The 15,559-nt window shown below is 37.6% G+C and carries 18 protein-coding genes and 1 pseudogene; 13 read left to right on the forward strand and 6 right to left on the reverse strand.

Features of this window, described 5'->3' with window-relative positions; translation table 11 throughout:
• The first annotated feature begins 50 nt into the window (after positions 1–50).
• From JQC92_RS22495 to JQC92_RS01630, 7 genes and pseudogenes are all read left to right on the forward strand, one after another.
• Positions 51–1,040 carry a DUF1186 domain-containing protein gene (locus tag JQC92_RS22495; protein WP_239480270.1) on the forward strand — a complete coding sequence of 330 codons (990 nt, stop codon included), beginning with the start codon at positions 51–53 and terminating at the stop codon, positions 1,038–1,040.
• Positions 1,041–1,428: 388 nt separating this feature from the next.
• Positions 1,429–1,997: pseudogene (locus tag JQC92_RS01605) on the forward strand (3'-5' exonuclease).
• On the forward strand, positions 1,997–2,578 hold the full coding sequence (locus JQC92_RS01610; RefSeq protein ID WP_204998003.1) for a class I SAM-dependent methyltransferase: 582 nt from the start codon (positions 1,997–1,999) through the stop codon (positions 2,576–2,578). Before JQC92_RS01605 ends, JQC92_RS01610 begins: the two are co-directional and overlap by 1 nt.
• Positions 2,579–2,621: 43 nt before the next feature.
• Positions 2,622–5,537 carry a DEAD/DEAH box helicase family protein gene (locus tag JQC92_RS23015; protein WP_204998004.1) on the forward strand — a complete coding sequence of 972 codons (2,916 nt, stop codon included), beginning with the start codon at positions 2,622–2,624 and terminating at the stop codon, positions 5,535–5,537.
• A gap of 130 nt (positions 5,538–5,667) precedes the next feature.
• Entirely contained in the window at positions 5,668–6,216 is a 549-nt protein-coding gene (locus JQC92_RS01620; RefSeq protein ID WP_204998005.1) for a hypothetical protein, read from the forward strand.
• A 291-nt stretch (positions 6,217–6,507) separates the two neighbouring features.
• Positions 6,508–7,737, forward strand: coding sequence for a UPF0158 family protein (locus JQC92_RS01625; RefSeq protein ID WP_204998006.1), 1,230 nt, complete (start codon positions 6,508–6,510; stop codon positions 7,735–7,737).
• Between the two features lie 82 nt (positions 7,738–7,819).
• Positions 7,820–8,482, forward strand: a complete 663-nt coding sequence (locus tag JQC92_RS01630; RefSeq protein ID WP_204998007.1) for a hypothetical protein — start codon at positions 7,820–7,822, stop codon at positions 8,480–8,482.
• A gap of 12 nt (positions 8,483–8,494) precedes the next feature.
• Here the strand turns inward: JQC92_RS01630 and JQC92_RS01635 are convergent, their stop codons facing one another.
• The 5 genes from JQC92_RS01635 to JQC92_RS01655 form a co-directional block, all read right to left on the reverse strand.
• Positions 8,495–9,154, reverse strand: coding sequence for a relaxase/mobilization nuclease domain-containing protein (locus tag JQC92_RS01635; RefSeq protein ID WP_204998008.1), 660 nt, complete (start codon positions 9,152–9,154; stop codon positions 8,495–8,497).
• The gene (locus tag JQC92_RS01640) at positions 9,138–9,665 is read right to left on the reverse strand and encodes a plasmid mobilization protein (protein WP_204998009.1); all 528 of its coding nucleotides are present in this window, start codon (positions 9,663–9,665) and stop codon (positions 9,138–9,140) included. The genes JQC92_RS01635 and JQC92_RS01640 overlap by 17 nt, the downstream gene beginning before the upstream one ends.
• A gap of 320 nt (positions 9,666–9,985) precedes the next feature.
• On the reverse strand, positions 9,986–10,909 hold the full coding sequence (locus JQC92_RS01645; RefSeq protein WP_204998010.1) for a nucleotidyl transferase AbiEii/AbiGii toxin family protein: 924 nt from the start codon (positions 10,907–10,909) through the stop codon (positions 9,986–9,988).
• On the reverse strand, positions 10,902–11,441 hold the full coding sequence (gene abiEi / locus JQC92_RS01650) for a type IV toxin-antitoxin system AbiEi family antitoxin (protein ID WP_204998011.1): 540 nt from the start codon (positions 11,439–11,441) through the stop codon (positions 10,902–10,904). The genes JQC92_RS01645 and abiEi overlap by 8 nt, the downstream gene beginning before the upstream one ends.
• 160 nt (positions 11,442–11,601) lie before the next feature.
• A complete protein-coding gene (locus JQC92_RS01655) occupies positions 11,602–11,892 on the reverse strand; it encodes a hypothetical protein (protein WP_204998012.1) in 291 nt (96 codons plus the stop codon).
• A gap of 324 nt (positions 11,893–12,216) precedes the next feature.
• Between JQC92_RS01655 and JQC92_RS01660 the strand changes: the two genes are divergently transcribed.
• The 6 genes from JQC92_RS01660 to JQC92_RS01685 all read left to right on the forward strand — a co-directional run bounded on the left by JQC92_RS01660 (position 12,217) and on the right by JQC92_RS01685 (position 15,177).
• Entirely contained in the window at positions 12,217–12,714 is a 498-nt protein-coding gene (locus JQC92_RS01660) for a helix-turn-helix domain-containing protein (protein ID WP_204998013.1), read from the forward strand.
• The gene (locus tag JQC92_RS01665) at positions 12,704–13,036 is read left to right on the forward strand and encodes a hypothetical protein (RefSeq protein ID WP_204998014.1); all 333 of its coding nucleotides are present in this window, start codon (positions 12,704–12,706) and stop codon (positions 13,034–13,036) included. The genes JQC92_RS01660 and JQC92_RS01665 overlap by 11 nt, the downstream gene beginning before the upstream one ends.
• Positions 13,026–13,706, forward strand: coding sequence for a VUT family protein (locus JQC92_RS01670; protein WP_204998015.1), 681 nt, complete (start codon positions 13,026–13,028; stop codon positions 13,704–13,706). Before JQC92_RS01665 ends, JQC92_RS01670 begins: the two co-directional genes overlap by 11 nt.
• Positions 13,693–14,268, forward strand: a complete 576-nt coding sequence (locus JQC92_RS01675) for a VOC family protein (RefSeq protein ID WP_204998016.1) — start codon at positions 13,693–13,695, stop codon at positions 14,266–14,268. Before JQC92_RS01670 ends, JQC92_RS01675 begins: the two co-directional genes overlap by 14 nt.
• Before the next feature lie 89 nt (positions 14,269–14,357).
• Positions 14,358–14,861, forward strand: a complete 504-nt coding sequence (locus JQC92_RS01680) for a helix-turn-helix transcriptional regulator (RefSeq protein ID WP_204998017.1) — start codon at positions 14,358–14,360, stop codon at positions 14,859–14,861.
• Positions 14,848–15,177 carry a hypothetical protein gene (locus tag JQC92_RS01685; RefSeq protein WP_204998018.1) on the forward strand — a complete coding sequence of 110 codons (330 nt, stop codon included), beginning with the start codon at positions 14,848–14,850 and terminating at the stop codon, positions 15,175–15,177. Before JQC92_RS01680 ends, JQC92_RS01685 begins: the two co-directional genes overlap by 14 nt.
• Positions 15,178–15,263: 86 nt before the next feature.
• Here the strand turns inward: JQC92_RS01685 and JQC92_RS01690 are convergent, their stop codons facing one another.
• Positions 15,264–15,521 carry a type II toxin-antitoxin system Phd/YefM family antitoxin gene (locus JQC92_RS01690; RefSeq protein WP_204998019.1) on the reverse strand — a complete coding sequence of 86 codons (258 nt, stop codon included), beginning with the start codon at positions 15,519–15,521 and terminating at the stop codon, positions 15,264–15,266.
• Between the last annotated feature and the right edge of the window lie 38 nt (positions 15,522–15,559).

Raw genomic sequence — 15,559 nt, forward strand, 5'->3', positions numbered from 1 at the left:
CGAGCTCTTTGTAGCATAATACGTTCAAAATTATTTACTTTTGAATTAATATGAAATTTCTTTCAGATCCACTTCTAAAACCTTTTAAAGATTTTGATTTTAATACTTTTCCAAAAGAAGCGATTGAGTCACTAATTGAAAATCAACAACAAAGTCAGACACTTTTATTAGACGCATATACAGACTTCATTACCACGCCAGATGACTATTCGGCTCATTCTGGTAATTATTTGCATGTGATTTCTTTTGTGATGTTGGCTTATTTTAAAGAAAAGAACGCATGGTTTGGTTGCCGCAAAGTAATAGAGGCGCTAAGTATTGGTAGAGAATACGATAACGGTTTTGTGGATATTTTTGATTGTATCAGAGTAACACAATTTGGAAGAATGATAGGCGTTCTTGGAAAGGAGCATACAGAAGAACTTATTGAGTTACTTTTAAATGAAGATATAGAACCATTTGTGCGTGCTTCGGTTAGCTTTGCACTTCAATCGTGTTATTTAGAAGGAGATTTAGAACAGAACAAGTACATTCAGGTATTAGATAAATTGTTTGATTCATATGCAAATTCGAATATAGAAGATGATGAACAAGAGTTTGTTTGGAGTAGCTTACTGCAGGTTTGTAGTACAGCTAACAATATGGATTTAATGGAAAAACATTATCATCAAGTGCCTACAAATTTAAAGCAATACGATAAATTAGGTGAAATAATCGAGTCAGTACCTGAAGATTATGAGTTCTTACCTTTAAATCAACAAGAAAGAGAGTTTTTGTGCGAAGAGTTTGGATATTTCAATGACCCTCTTCAAGATTTTAAAGAGTGGCAATTACCTTTCGAACCCTATACTGAAGAAGAATTATTTGAGGCGATGAAGTCAGCTTTTGCTAGCATGCAAGAAGCATCAAATACTCCGATAACGGATATGCCAAACTTTCCTTCTTCTCCTATTATTAGAGAGTCACCTAAGGTTGGGCGTAATGACCCTTGCCCTTGTGGTAGTGGAAAAAAATTTAAAAAATGTTGTGGTAAAAACTAACTTTCACCTAAAGATTAAAATGAAGTTGTTTAATGCGTTTGTGAGTATCTCAATAGCGCATTAAGCAAGGTTTATGCTTTTTACATTGGAGTTAGCTAGAGCATACAGGTTTGTAATCAATTACAGCCATTAATTCACAAAATCTAGTCAGGCTTTTGTAACCTAATTGACTCAACACAGAAAATTCTAAACCCCATTAAACATTAAATCTCCATCATGTGATCAAATTCAAATTTTTGATGGCGACACACAATTTAGAATGCAAAGAAATGCAGCCTTATGCTAACTGCCTATTTTTAAATCACTTCTACTCACTTTAAACCGAACGGTATGTTCAGTTATAAAGATAACTGTGTAAAATGATTTAGATATTTTTTGGATTACGCAAATGCTAAACAATAAAAATGCAAATACAGTTGTGGTACTTGATTTCGAAACCACAGGGTTATCGCCAAATATGGGTGACCGTGGTATCGAAATTGGTGCTGTATTGGTTGAAAACGGCAAAATAACTGATCGTTTTCAAAAGTTGATGAATCCAAATTTTCGTATCAATTCATTTATTGAGGATTATACAGGTATCACCAATGCAATGGTGAAAGGTGCACAGTCTTGTTCAAAGGTGATGAAGGAGTTTGCAGAGTGAAATATGCTGGTACTTTTGCTTGTACTATGCTGCTCGCTCGCAGGCTTTATCCACTTTCTTATAATCATAAGCTTGGCACTTTGGTTGAGTATAAAAGTCTGCCGACTGATGGTGTTTTTCACCGAGCATTGGCCGATGCTGAAATGACTGCATATTTATGGCTAGCGATGCTGGATGATTTACAAAATCAATATGAGTTGGAAAATGTACCATTTTCATTTATGAAATCATTGTCTAAAAGAAAGGCTGATGACGTGCCTGCCTATCTAGAAAAACAAAAGAAAAAATATAGCAATAAGGAAACCGCTTAATGGTTGAATACTACAACCGAAATGCTCAGGAATTTTTTGACGGTACTATTAGCGTTAATATGTTGCCATTATATGAAAAGTTTACTCCATTGCTTCCTGAAGCTGGCTCAATTATTGACGCTGGTTGTGGCTCAGGTCGGGATAGTAAATTTTTTGCTGAGCAAGGATTCCATGTGACCGCTTTTGATGCGAGTGCAAGTTTAGTTGAGCTTGCCAAGGTGCATACCAAGCTACCTGTTATTCACTCTACATTCCTTAATTTTGAAGCGAAGGAAAAAAGTGTTGATGGTATTTGGGCTTGCGCATCTTTGCTGCATGTACCACAAGCTGAGCTAAATCAGACTTTCATTCATCTTGCTAAATTTTTAAAAGAAGGCGGCTTATTCTATTGCTCATTTAAGTATGGTGACAACGAAATTGAACGTGATGGGAGATGTTTTACCAATGTTGATGAAGTCTCACTACCTCGTTATCTTGAAATTTCGAATTTAGATATAAAAGAACATTGGATCACATCTGATCTTCGCCCCGGTCGTGAAAATGAAAAATGGCTGAATGCAATCTTAGTCAAAAGTGCATAGCAGATGTTCTCAAGGTAATAATAAGCAGTAAAGGATTTTAGGTGTGCCTGAACAAACTTTAGTAAAAACGGAACTTGAAAATGTATTAACGGTTGGTGGAAATAATGACCATCTTTTAGAGAAGATACGTTACGCCATTAACCACGCTACTGAGATTGATATTGCGGTATCTTTTATAAAACAATCTGGTTTAAAGTTAATTTTACCCGCCATTCAAGAAGCCATTGAGCGCCAGCAAACATCAAAATCACCTTTAAAGCTTCGTATCATAACTTCAGATTATCTTGATATTACTTGCCCAATCGCTTTGCGAGAGTTAATAGCACTAGAAGGCACTGGTGTAGAACTTAAAATATATACCGAAAAGAACCGCAGTTTTCATATGAAATCCTACATCTTTGTACGGACAAATGAAGCTGGCAGTTTTTATCATGGCGCTGCATTTATTGGTTCTAACAATATCAGTGAAAGTGCTCTTACTTTTGGACATGAATGGTGTTTACGTTATGATTATAAATCCCCTGATGACTCCTTTGAAGCACTGCAATTCAAGCGTATTCGTAAAGAGTTTGATAATATTTTTGATCATCAGCACTCAACAACGCTAACAGATGGATGGATTAATCAATACATAAAGCGTCGTAAGAAACCGAGCTTGCAAATGGTCGGTGCTGATTGGATTGATGATGAAGAATATCTACCTAACTCAGCACAAGAAGAAGCGCTTCAAGCTTTGTCCGAAACTCGTTTATTAGATTATGTTTCTGGTTTGGTAGTTCTTGCAACAGGAATGGGTAAAACTTGGCTAGCCGCATTTGACGCTAAACAAATGCAAGCGAAACGGGTGCTATTTGTTGCACACAGAGAAGAAATTTTATCGCAAGCATTGAATACCTTCGCCAAGCTTTGGCCTGAAAAAACGTCTGGTTTTTACAATTCGCAAAATAAAAATATCGATAAAGGTATGCTGTTTGCGTCAGTTCAGACGTTAGGCAAACAATCTCATTTGAAGAAATTCAAACAAGATCATTTTGATTACATCGTGGTGGACGAATTTCATCATGCTAGTGCCAAAACCTATCGCAATATCATTAGTCATTTTGCGCCTAAATTCCTATTAGGCTTAACAGCAACTCCAGAGCGAACCGATCAAGCTGATATTCTATCGTTGTGTTCTGACAATCTAGTGTTTGAACGAACACTTATTGATGGCATTAACTCAAAATTGTTAGTGCCATTTCATTATTACGGGATTTGGGATGAGTGTGTCGATTACCAAGCTATCCCGTGGCGCAATGGTAAGTTTGATCCTAAAGCTTTAGATGCTGAGTTTGCGACCAAGAAACGTGCAAATCATATTTTTAAACACTGGCACCAAAAGCAACAAAGCAGAACTTTAGCATTTTGCGTGTCGAAGAATCATGCCGATTACATGGCCGATGAATTTAACTCACACTTTAATTCTCAGGATTACAAGGCTGTGTCCGTTCATAGCGAATCGAAAGTCAAACGTAACGAAGCATTAACCATGCTCGATAAGGGTGAGCTAAATGTGATCTTTTCGGTCGATTTGTTTAATGAAGGAACTGATTTACCATCCATCGACACAGTAATGATGTTAAGACCAACAGAGTCGAATATCATTTTCTTGCAGCAATTAGGGCGCGGTCTAAGATTATTTGAATCGAAAAAGCAGTTAGTTGTTTTGGATTTCATTGGTAACCATCAGTCTTTTGGCAAAGATATCGAAAAACTGGTTTCAGGTTCATCAAAAGATGATGGTGATAGGGGTGGACGACCAACTTTGCCTGATGGCTGTCATATTAATTACGACCCTGAGTTAGTCGATTTTTGGAGTTCGTTAGAACGAACGTTTACTAAATCTAATGATGAGTTTTTAGAGTTGATGACAAAGCTTAGCCATCGACCAACGGCTGCTGAGTTTTATCGAGCAGGTTATGATTTAAACAAGACAGTAAAACAGCATGGCAGTTGGTTTAATTTGGTGGCGAAGCAAACGAAAGATGCCAAGTTAGCAGACTTATTGATAAAACATAATGATTTTCTGCTTCATGCCGTTCAGCAAACCAGAATGACTAAATCATTTAAGGGTATTTTGCTAAAAGCATTTATACAGTTAGATGGCTTTAGAACTCCACCATCATTAGAAAATTTAGCTATCAAGAGTCATCAAGTATTATCTTCATACCCAGAAATAAAAGCACTAGATCTTTCTGAAAAAGAAGCAAAGTTATTCGGGAGTGATAAGAAATGGTTGGCTTATTGGAATAAGAACCCAGTTAATTTTTCTTGTAAAGCTGATAAGAAAACAAACATATCTTGGTTCAGAATCGATAATGATAAGTTGATAGCTAATTTTGATGTTAGCGCAGAAGATGTTGAACTATTGTCCGACTGCGTATATGAACTAGTTGAGTTTCAGCTATCTCGTTATGTTGATACAAAGAACAAAGCCAAAGTAAATCCTACAGTCCAACAGGGTCAAACAAGTATAGATAAACAAGCAATTACGAATGAAGCTGTTTCAGATAATGTGATTGAACTACCTTACTATCCCGATTTAAAAATTGCCTGCGGTCACTTTAAAACTGGAACCGATGAGAATGAAGAATTTAAGGCAGTTGATTTATACAATGTCGACCCGCAAAAGCATTTTTTAGCTCGGGCTTCAGGTAACTCTATGAATGGCGGCAAAAATCCTATTGAGGATGATGATTTATTATTGTTAGAAAAAATCACTCCGGTAAATGCTGGATCGATCACTGGTGTTACTGTAGCCATTGAGCGACAAAGTTATGCTGGCGATAATGAATATTTACTCCGAGTGGTTGAAAAACGCAATGGTCAGTATTGGTTAAGAGCAAATAATCCTGACTATAAAACCATACCCGCAACGGATGATATGGTAACTTTTGCACGTTTTAAGCAAGTGCTGTAATAAAAATTCATATTCTTAAATTGCTTTTTATTTGTTCAGTTGTCTGGCGGCTATCTAGTAAACATATTGAGGTTTGATAAGATAAATTTCAACGTGTTATGGATAGCACCAAGTACAAATGGAGTGTATTTTGAAGTTTATTTTTGTTGATGCTGAAAATGTAGGGTTAAACGCTGTTGCTGAGGTTAAAGCTTCGCTTTCGGACAAGGTTTATGTGTTTTCAAAGAACACGCAAATCATCGAGCTTTGTGAGCGTAAGCTATTTCAAGTGTTTTCTAGTTATCCAACAGGGGCTAATCAAGCCGACTTTTACATTATTGGGAATCTTGTTGGCGTACTGGCATCGTTAAATGATGAGCAAAAGAAACAATGTCAGTTTGTTTTATTTAGCCAAGATAATTCATTAATTATGGCGTTTAAGTTTCAATGTCACTTACATAGAGTTGCTTGTGCCATACCTTTATCTTCAAAAAGCCAAGCATTGGTGGAAACTAAATCAGAACTTTCAGTTCATCAGCGGATTTTGCAGCAGCTTCAGCATCCAAAATCAACCGAAGATGTTAGAAAGAAACTGAGCATGCCCAAACCAGATTTTACTTGTGCATTGAATGAGCTTATTAAAGATAAAAAGATCAAGCGGGTACCTGATAACCAGAAGAAGTGGATGAAGGTAGGATAATCCATTAAATTCAGCTAAAGGTAGAGAGCATTAGATATCTTATCGATCTATTTGGTTGTCTATCGTCATACCAGCGTAGGCTGGTATCCAGTGTCTTTTTTGTTCGAGGTAAAGGCGCTAGACTACCGACATACAAAACTGTCGTTACTTCGTTTCCAGTCTACGCTGGAGTGACGGCAAAGTTAGCTGAACGTTGTTAATAATTAGAATCCATTTTTAGCTTCTTGGTTAACATAGCCATTTTATTTTCATAGAATCTGGTTTTTGAAGAAGTTCTCGATAGGTAAGAAGATGTCAAAAAATCGTGATTTGTACCGTCGTATCATGGCGATGGAAAGTCGACATTTTAATATGTGCTTCTACTGCGGCTGTATAGCTACCGAGTATGATTTCGTTCCTCCCTTCAAGTTGACAGATTTTTATATTAGAACAGGCGAGGAGGCAGATTTTTATGAAGTGCCTGCTTGCAATGAATGTCATACGATTCTAAAAGAAGATAAGTCTGGTTTGTTAGGTCAACGAGTCGATTTTGTAAAATCAAAATTGGCTAAGAAATACGAAAAGGCACTTCGAGTTTATCACTTGTGGCATCACGATGAACTTGAAAGTTTTGATCATAACTTTCAAAAAAGCCTAAATGCTGGCATTGAGCTTGGCACTGAGACCTACGAACGTATAAAGTTTAGAGGATTCGAATTTGAAGTTGACGGCCAAAAACGCCATTCAAATTTTGTCGAAGAAGTGAAGTTAACTGTATTTGGTGAGCCTTTTGATCATTTCCGTGATGCCCTCGACTATGCAAGTAAGTCTTACCGTGTACCAAAAGCAAAACTCAAAGACTTATTCGCCAAACATCAGAATAGCTTTGATAAGGCAATAACAGCTTTTCAAAAAGAGTTTGAAGAAAAACAGCTTGAAAAGAAATGTCGTGAATTTGCCAAAGCGCACAAGCAAAATCCAAATTTTGTTATTCGTACTGTAAAACTATTTTTAAAGATGGAAGAGAGTTTTACAGTCGAAAAAGCACTTGAGAAGATTTATAACACTTATATCGCTCCTGAAGCGCAAATTCAGCAAACTTTGACAAAAGGGAACTCAATGACCGTCAAATATTCAGATTTAGAAAGTGCATTCGATTTTGTTTCATTTGGTTCTTACTCTGACAATGAGGCTTATCTCAGCATCAAAACGGGTAAGATTTATTGGGTTTCAGATAATATTGATGAGGAAGATGAGCCACTCCCTGATGATTTGTATCAGTCCGATGAGTATATTCAAATACCTAATAAGCATGATTTAGATCTCGGTAAAAAATTGGTTTTCGATTTTGTTCATCAATTTTTAGCGAGTGATTTTGAAACAGTATCACAGTACTTCAGAAAGCAGGGCGCCTACGGTCGTTTTAAGTTGCTGTTAGAGCGTAGAGAAAAACTTGATGAATGGTACAAATTCGAAGAGCAAGAGAATAAGAAAACTTTGCTAGAGTGGGCTAAAGAAAGTGGAGTTACAGTAACTGAGTAGTTTTATATTCCGTACGGTTAAGGCATAATCCGCATCTCGATGTTCAGTCGCAATGACTGAGTTGTAACTATATGGATGTAAAATGAAAAAACGTATTCTTGCCTTATCGGTATTGGCCTCTATCACTTCTTTTGTTTCTCAAGCTCAGGACTCAAGTTCAGCATTTAGCTACGATACCGTTAGCTTAGGTTATAAGACTTTAAAGATTGATGATATGGATGGCAATTTTAAGGGCTTATCGCTTAAAGCCAGTAAGTCATTTGGTGGTTCAGGTGTGTTCGCTTTAGGCGAATATTTTACTGTTGAACATTCGGATTCAGTGACTCTAGATGATGGAAAGGTTGAATTAGAAAGTGATGTTAAACAGTATGAGCTTGGCTTAGGCTATAAATATTCAATGACCGATAAATCAGATTTATTTGTTGAGTTAGCCTTTGGTAATTCTGAAATAAAGGGCGAAGAAAGATTCACAGATAATTTAGATCATAACTTTAACTTTGTATCTGAGTTGAAAGCTGATGATGATTTTTATCGTTTGGGCGTTGGCGGTCGTTCTCAAATTTATGATCAGTTTGAAGTGTTTGCTAAAGTCGATGCAATCAAATATTCAGACGGTAATTCTACCGAAATTGGCTGGACTGTTGGCGGTCGTTACAACATTACTAAGCAATTTGATGCTGAAGTCTCAGTGTTCAATTATGAAGATCTAACAAGCTGGTTTGTTGCTGGCGTGTATCGTTTTTAAACGAGGCATAAACTAACGTTCAATGCTTGTGTCATTAGCATCGCTTTCATGAGCGAGTGTTGAGACTTGTTTATCTCTAAATTTTATCTTTTTAAAACTAGGCGTAGCCTCTGCTGCTATTCCTAAACTTTCTAGTTCATTTGCAAATTGTTCTCGCCATATTTGTGGCAAGCCTTTTCTTACGTGCAGTCGTTTACCGTCAAATCCTAAATTCTTAACTGTTAAATGAACGTGTGGGCTGTCGGTGTCAGTGTGTAGAGCAAACACATATTGATGGTTTTCGGCAAAAGTCTTTTTAGCAAATGAGCGAACAGCCTGTTTTACAGTTTTAGGCTCAGTTCCGAACGGCATGGATAGGACAAGGTGGGTGTTGTGGCGAGTTTTGAATCTTTGCTGAATGTCTGTGTTGCTCCAATCTTTAGCGAGTTGATGGATGTTAGGTTGGTTTTGGTAAATCAAACCTGTTTCATCTTCTAGTTCAAGTTTTCCATTACGGCTGATGTAGTCGAAATGATTCATGGTATGGGCGCTGTTGTAGCCAAAACCGCTAACTTTAACCATAACTTCTGGTGGCTTTTTTGTATAACTACTGCTTCCTCGAATACGGTTGGACTTGGTTTTGACATCATTGTTGAGTAGATCAGAGATGGAGTCGTTAACTATTTTGCTCATAATCCAGCTCCCATCTTTTACAGTTTTTATGGATCAAGTCATTAACCAGTGTTTGGTGTGCGGTAAATTTGTTATCCAGCATTTCAATCATTTCACGAGTGACTTTATCACTGTGGCGATAGTCGATGTTTAACACTCTGGCGATTTGATTCAGGTTACGGCCAATAGCGGCTAAGTGACGGTTGGATTCTCTGAGTACTTTTATCTCGTCATCTGTTAATACGGGCTGACGATTTAGGTTTGCCATAATGGAAGCTCGAACCCAAGTGCTTTGGTTTAGGTAGCCTTCGGCAATTGCTTGCTGTGTGAGTTTATCCAACGTGTAACGGGTTAGGCGAACAGAGACTCGTTCAGTTTTAACTTCGTTAAAGTGATTGTCATTGCCAGTAGCTGGTGTGACTTTGTTAAGCATCATTCGCAATGCATCAGATTGACTTAAACCACAGTCATTACAAAGCTGTTTTAGGTTAGATTTTTCAATGTCTGTGAGACGTATTTCAACTCTGGCCATATAAAGCCCCTTGCTAAAAAATATCTACTACTCACAGCACAAGGTTGATTTTTGCACAATGGCGAACAGGATAAAAGCGGATTTTAGTGAGTTCGGGATTTGTCACCGCATATTCTGGTAAATGTCACCGATGTTTACGGAAAACGTCACCAGTTTGCGAATCCTGCATTAGTCAATTAAAGCTGTTTCTGAGATTTAAGGTGCCTGATATTAACAAAAGTTTAGAAAAGCGGTTTTCACCAGATTTAGTAAACTAAGTACCTATCGAGAAGGGCTTTGAAGTTTAAGTTCAGGTACTTAGACTGCAGTAAACTTAACCATTACATCGGAAAATCAAGCTCGCTATCGGTTGATTCGACTATGCTTCTCTTTGCTTCATTCAAAATTGCAGTTAGAGTTGAGAGCATGTAGGTTTTGAACTTATCTGTAGCTAAGGTTGCTTCAAAAATATCTAGTGGTAAAAAACGCTTCATTTCATCTGATAAAGGAGCACCAAAAACAATCTGTTCAAGAGAAGCAATTCGATTATCGAGCATATCGATAAAACCGTCGAGCTTATAGTCTTCAATTTTTTTACTTACTAAGTTTTTATCTACTTTTGCTCCCTTACGATGAAGAAAGACGAGATCCCACACATCTCTATGCCTCACATACTTCTGTGTTGCAGGTAAAGAGATGATTTTATCTGCCATTACTTCATTTAGACTTTCGGTGAAAATAAGTGTCGATGAGTAGCCGTCAGGCAAAAAATCGTAGTTGCTATTTAGAGGTAACGGCTCCTTTGTGTATGCGGGAATGTTTGCAACTTCAAGTTTCACCCTCTGTTTTGGAAGGTGTTTCTGTGTTGGCGATGTTACAACAGAAATTTGCCATTTATCGATATTTAGCTCAGCGTATTTAGGATCTTGTTTTAATGAACTAGGCTCTTTAACGCTCACCTCTAACCCATACCGATTGCCGATATATTTTTCGATAACGTGTTTGATGTCAGCAAGCATCTTGCTATTGAAGTTTTTACCTCCAGCAAAGTTTAAGTCCTCACTATATCTATTGGAGTCTCTACATAAGCGCAGGGATGTACCTCCTTGAAATACTAATTTATCGAGTAGCTTGGCTTCGTCTAATGCAAATAAGATATCGTAATGAAGGAGCTCCTTTTCAACGACAGGGCGCATATTTTTGATTTTGCCTTGTGACATTGCTAACTCTACCAGCGCATCAAAATCTTCTTTGGATTTAGTCATCAGCCATTGCCTCCATATCTACTAAGTGGATGTTTCGACCTACACGTTTTAAATCTCTGAGTGCAGCCATCTTTGAGGCAACTCGAAGAGGGCTGTCAGTTGCGATTACTTGGTTCAAAATATTTTTGATCGTTCTTTTGGTGTGAGTGAACTCAATTACACCATAATTTGTTTTGTAAATACCTTTGACGCCGGTTGTCATTAGAGTAAGCCTGTCTACTGGGATTTGAGAGATTACACCATATGATGATAATGCAGACTCTAGACTAATGTAGTTATAGGCTCCTCTTCTAAGTGCAGTGGCAATATATTCAATGGTCTTCGAGGAATGCTTATTTCTTGAAAAACCATATACGTAGACCCCCCTAGCAACACGCTCTAATAACCCTGTTTTAGCAAAACGTGCGAGGCTATCGTTCAGCGAGCGAATAGAGTCTTCGTGGAATATCTTTGCTAAGTCCCGATGTAAAAATACATAGTGACCTTTCGAGTCGAGGTCGTTAAGTCGACTGATTGCTAATTCTTGCCTCATAGATTAAGTCATTACTTATTACGGTTATTGGCAGTATAAGTCATAACTTAAATAATACAATAAGTAGTGTCCAATTACAGTTAAAGGTTGTATAAGTGGTTACTTAAGTTGAGAGTTGAGTTCCAATTAGAGTTAACCTTTTAAATCTATTGCACCAATATTATTCAGATTTAAACTTGGACTTAACCCAACTTATAATTCGGTTTTTAGAACAAACTTTACGCTTACTGCTCTGCTGAATTTGCTGCTGAATTGAATCTTTAGTAAGAGTAATAATCGTATTTGCGGATTCACGTTTTGCGGAAATACTGGTTTCGGATGGGTTCGGCTTGCAAGTGCATGTTGGGTGTTTACAACTGCTGGTTCCATCATCATTGGCCATGTTTAGTCGTACAGTTTGACCGCCGCAAACTTCACAGTGGATTTTTATCAAAGGTTCCGTTTTATTCATCCCAACATCCTGTTGTTTTTATGGCTTTGTATGAGAGTTTGATCATAAAGCACATTTAACCGTACAACAATCAAGTTTATACTGAGTGGTGTTCTATTGAGCTGGTATGGGGGGAAAGTAGTTTTTAGCTAAGTAAAATCCAAAAGTTCCCTCAACCATTCAAAAATTAATCTTTCGCTACTCCTCCCGTATTTCCTAGGTTTGTTAGGCAATTCATTGTTTTTAAATTGAATATAGCCTGAACGAATAGTTGATTAGTTTGACGCTTAAAAAAACAGCTGCGATGTTATTTACAAATAATTACCAGTAGTTGAACCAGAAAGAATGACTTTTGGAGAGCGTTTAGATTACACATTGCGGACACTGCATATTAATCAGTCTGAACTCAGTAGGCGCTCAGGTGTAGCGCAGCAGACCATTAATTACATCATTCAAAGAAAACTTCATAAGTCTAAGTTCGCTTATCAACTTGCTGATGCTTTAAACGTAAACCCTACATGGCTAGTACATGGTTTTGGCCGATTTGAATCCAGTTTTTCGAGAGACACACCCATCATCAGAAGTTACGTCGACCTACAAACATTTCTCAGGCAAGGGCAGTTACCCAACCACAATAAATATCTCATTGTTGAACAAGATCTTGGCGAGTCATGTTTTGCATTTCAGACCGACTTAACCGAAGTCATTATTTGCACTAATCAAGACACTTTTGGCGCTAAAGAATTTTTAAAAATAGAACCCTTACAAATCGAAATAGTAATAAACCCAGGCAGTAACACTTACCCAATTTATGAGATAAGGAGGCGGTGTAATGAGTTTTAAACATTTTAAGGAATCTATTGATTATGCGCTAAGCAGCTTGAGTGCTCAGTCTACCTATATTTTCATTGAACAGCTGGTATTTATGGATGGTAAATTTTGGTTGAAGTTTCGGCTTGGTAGTAGCTTAAAAGTTCATGCTGAGCCGATTGAAGTGCTCGACAAGCTATATGATTCATCGTCATTCAACGCCATTCAATATGCTAAATTTCAGCGATACAAAGGCATTAACCAAGTCTATCACGAATTCATTAAGCGCCAATGTCCTGAAGCTAAATCAAGCTACATTTCTTATGTGTTAAGAGAGGTGCAAAATGACGCCTAGTTCTGATGTAAAACTCATACTTAAACGCTCTTATATAAACTACTTACTGATTGGTTTATTGATCACATCATCCATTGCATCACATTTGATGGCGAATCGTTTGCTGGATATCTTTGGCTTTCCGGTGATACCCGCTACCTTCACTTATATGTTGGTATTTTCATTATCCGATATGTTGGCTGCTTTGAATCCTCGTCGATTTGTGGTGTGTGTGCTGGTGGGTGAAGCTCTGGCAAACTTATATTGGGTGGGATTTGCAACGGGTGTCAATGCATCGCCTGCGCCAGAGTTTTTTCAGCTAAGCCAGTCTTATCAAGATGTGTTTGGCAGTGTGCCACAATTGTTTTTAGCGAATCTTGGCGGTGGTTTGATCATCAGCATCTTAGATATTTTCTTGTTTTCACACTGGTATCGAGTGAAAAAGCATTCCTTTTTTAGAGCCTCTTTATTTTCAACGGTTGTGAGCATCAGTGCTTACACCTATTTCACTGACTACTTTGGGTTCAAAGGCAGTTATCCGCACCATGTGCTTACATTGGCGCATGTGAATACCATTACCAATATGATGTTTGTTTTGGTGTATTCCATTATTAGCGCCTACTTAATGAAACACATCATTAAGTACATCAAAAGCAGCAATATTGGAGAATATCAGCATGATTCAGTTTGAAGGTTTTAGCCACATTAATATCGTTGTCGATGATATGGACGCAGCACTAGCCTTTTATCAAAACCTATTCGGTGCCGTTCCACAGCAAGCTTTTCCACATTTTAAGAATGTAGGCTTTGCAAAATCAGCTGGATTTATGGAGCAGCCTGAAGATGTTGATGTTTCTATCACATTCTTAGAGATCCCAAATACTGGCGTGTTTTTGGAATTAATGGAATATCACAACCCACAAGGCATGGAAAATCTCGATGAAAAATACAGTAATGATTTAGGAAATGTCGGTCACATTGCATTGAAGGTAAAAAATATTGAGCAGGCTTTTGAGTTTGTAAAAGCGCAAAAAAGTGTGCAATTGATCTCTGATGATGAAGGTTATCAGCCGTTTAAAATCGATAATATTAATAAGGATGAGTTTTACTTCTTTGATAAAAGCAAAGAACAAGATGACGCTGAAAAACAAGCCGTGTGTGATGTGGTTTCAAATATTCGGTATTTCTATTTCGTGGATCAATATGGCGTGCAGTGGGAACTTGAGCAAGGGCATAGTGATATAGGCTCGTAATCACTGTTTTGATTATCAATAATTAATTTGACTAATAATACAAAAACGCTTGTATTTAAGGGGAATAAAAATCCCTCAGAGACAAGTTAATGGAAACCACATTAGGCGAACGACTAGAGCGTGCACTGATTGAAGTGCAAATGACCCAAAGCCAGCTTGCACAAAAGGCTGGTGTAACTCAACAAGCCATCAGTTACATCATAAAACATAAGGTTGATGAGACTAAGATGGCACCAAAACTCGCAGAGGCGCTCGGTGTTAACCCAAGTTGGTTGATACTAGGAATAGGGCGGTTATACAAAGATTTTGGTACAGAGCTGCCAATTATTAGTAGCTTTGTATTGCTACAAAAATTTTTGAGAGATGGTGTTACACCGCCGGGAACACCAACGGTTTTGACTGAAGCTGATTTAAGTCCATCAGCATTCGCATATCAAACCGAATTACATAAGGTAGCGCTTTGTGATTTAAGTGATGACTTTAATGCAACGGAGTTTTTGCATGTTCAAGGGGCGCAATTGGAAGTGGTCACTGAGCCGATGACAAACGCTTATCCGATTTATGAGTGGAGAGTACGTAGTGTCGAGTTTTAGTCCGTTAAGGCAAGTTAAAGATTGGTTTCTCTTTCACAAAGGTAATGGCGGTGTGAGTAAGCTGCATATTGAGTTTTTGCGATTGCAGTATTTCGACGATCAATTCTGGGTGGAGTATAAATTCAATACTTCATCTAAAACCTACAACGAACCGCTAGGCATTGTTGCTGAAATGATGAAGTCCTATCAAGTTACTAAAAAACAGTATGAAACGTTTCAACATTACCTCTCACTCAATAGCCTATACTGCGGCGTGTTTCAGTTCTTGCCTAATCGTTTAAAACAGAAGTATGTGGATTATGCTCTGAGCGATTGAGTGAGTTGTTGAGTTGGAAGTTGGCAATTAGCAGTTACTTTCTTTTTGGCCGTTGCGTAGTGAATGGTTAATGCTTTGATGGGTAATTATTCTAGCCATTCTTCCATAATCACCTTAGCTTCGTCATGCATAGATATATTGTTATCACCAATTTCCCGCTCACCTCGTGCTATTCCTTCTAAGATAGCAAGACGATTTTGCATAAATTCAAAATGATCAACATCGACTAAGTAAGCTGATGGTTTTCCATGTTCAGAGATTAAGACTAGCTCTTTCGTCATTCGAAGTTCAGCTAATATTTTTTCAGCTTGCCTGTTCAAAGTGGTAGCTAATACAGTTTTCATTGGGCTCTATGATTTAATTGATACCGATAATTTACTGC

Origin of the sequence: Parashewanella hymeniacidonis (assembly GCF_016900895.1) — a bacterium.
Lineage (GTDB): Bacteria > Pseudomonadota > Gammaproteobacteria > Enterobacterales > Shewanellaceae > Parashewanella > Parashewanella hymeniacidonis.

Bases quoted from the DNA above. Each gene is read 5' to 3' on its own strand.
- JQC92_RS01630 (WP_204998007.1), top strand. From the start codon at position 7,820: ATGAAAAAACGTATTCTTGCCTTATCGGTATTGGCCTCTATCACTTCT.
- JQC92_RS22495 (WP_239480270.1), top strand. From the start codon at position 51: ATGAAATTTCTTTCAGATCCACTTCTAAAACCTTTTAAAGATTTTGAT.
- JQC92_RS01665 (WP_204998014.1), top strand. From the start codon at position 12,704: ATGAGTTTTAAACATTTTAAGGAATCTATTGATTATGCGCTAAGCAGC.
- JQC92_RS01680 (WP_204998017.1), top strand. From the start codon at position 14,358: ATGGAAACCACATTAGGCGAACGACTAGAGCGTGCACTGATTGAAGTG.
- JQC92_RS01655 (WP_204998012.1), bottom strand. From the start codon at position 11,892: ATGAATAAAACGGAACCTTTGATAAAAATCCACTGTGAAGTTTGCGGC.
- abiEi (WP_204998011.1), bottom strand. From the start codon at position 11,441: ATGAGGCAAGAATTAGCAATCAGTCGACTTAACGACCTCGACTCGAAA.
- JQC92_RS01640 (WP_204998009.1), bottom strand. From the start codon at position 9,665: ATGGCCAGAGTTGAAATACGTCTCACAGACATTGAAAAATCTAACCTA.
- JQC92_RS01625 (WP_204998006.1), top strand. From the start codon at position 6,508: ATGTCAAAAAATCGTGATTTGTACCGTCGTATCATGGCGATGGAAAGT.
- JQC92_RS01610 (WP_204998003.1), top strand. From the start codon at position 1,997: ATGGTTGAATACTACAACCGAAATGCTCAGGAATTTTTTGACGGTACT.
- JQC92_RS01670 (WP_204998015.1), top strand. From the start codon at position 13,026: ATGACGCCTAGTTCTGATGTAAAACTCATACTTAAACGCTCTTATATA.
- JQC92_RS01690 (WP_204998019.1), bottom strand. From the start codon at position 15,521: ATGAAAACTGTATTAGCTACCACTTTGAACAGGCAAGCTGAAAAAATA.
- JQC92_RS01635 (WP_204998008.1), bottom strand. From the start codon at position 9,154: ATGAGCAAAATAGTTAACGACTCCATCTCTGATCTACTCAACAATGAT.
- JQC92_RS01660 (WP_204998013.1), top strand. From the start codon at position 12,217: ATGACTTTTGGAGAGCGTTTAGATTACACATTGCGGACACTGCATATT.
- JQC92_RS01645 (WP_204998010.1), bottom strand. From the start codon at position 10,909: ATGACTAAATCCAAAGAAGATTTTGATGCGCTGGTAGAGTTAGCAATG.
- JQC92_RS01675 (WP_204998016.1), top strand. From the start codon at position 13,693: ATGATTCAGTTTGAAGGTTTTAGCCACATTAATATCGTTGTCGATGAT.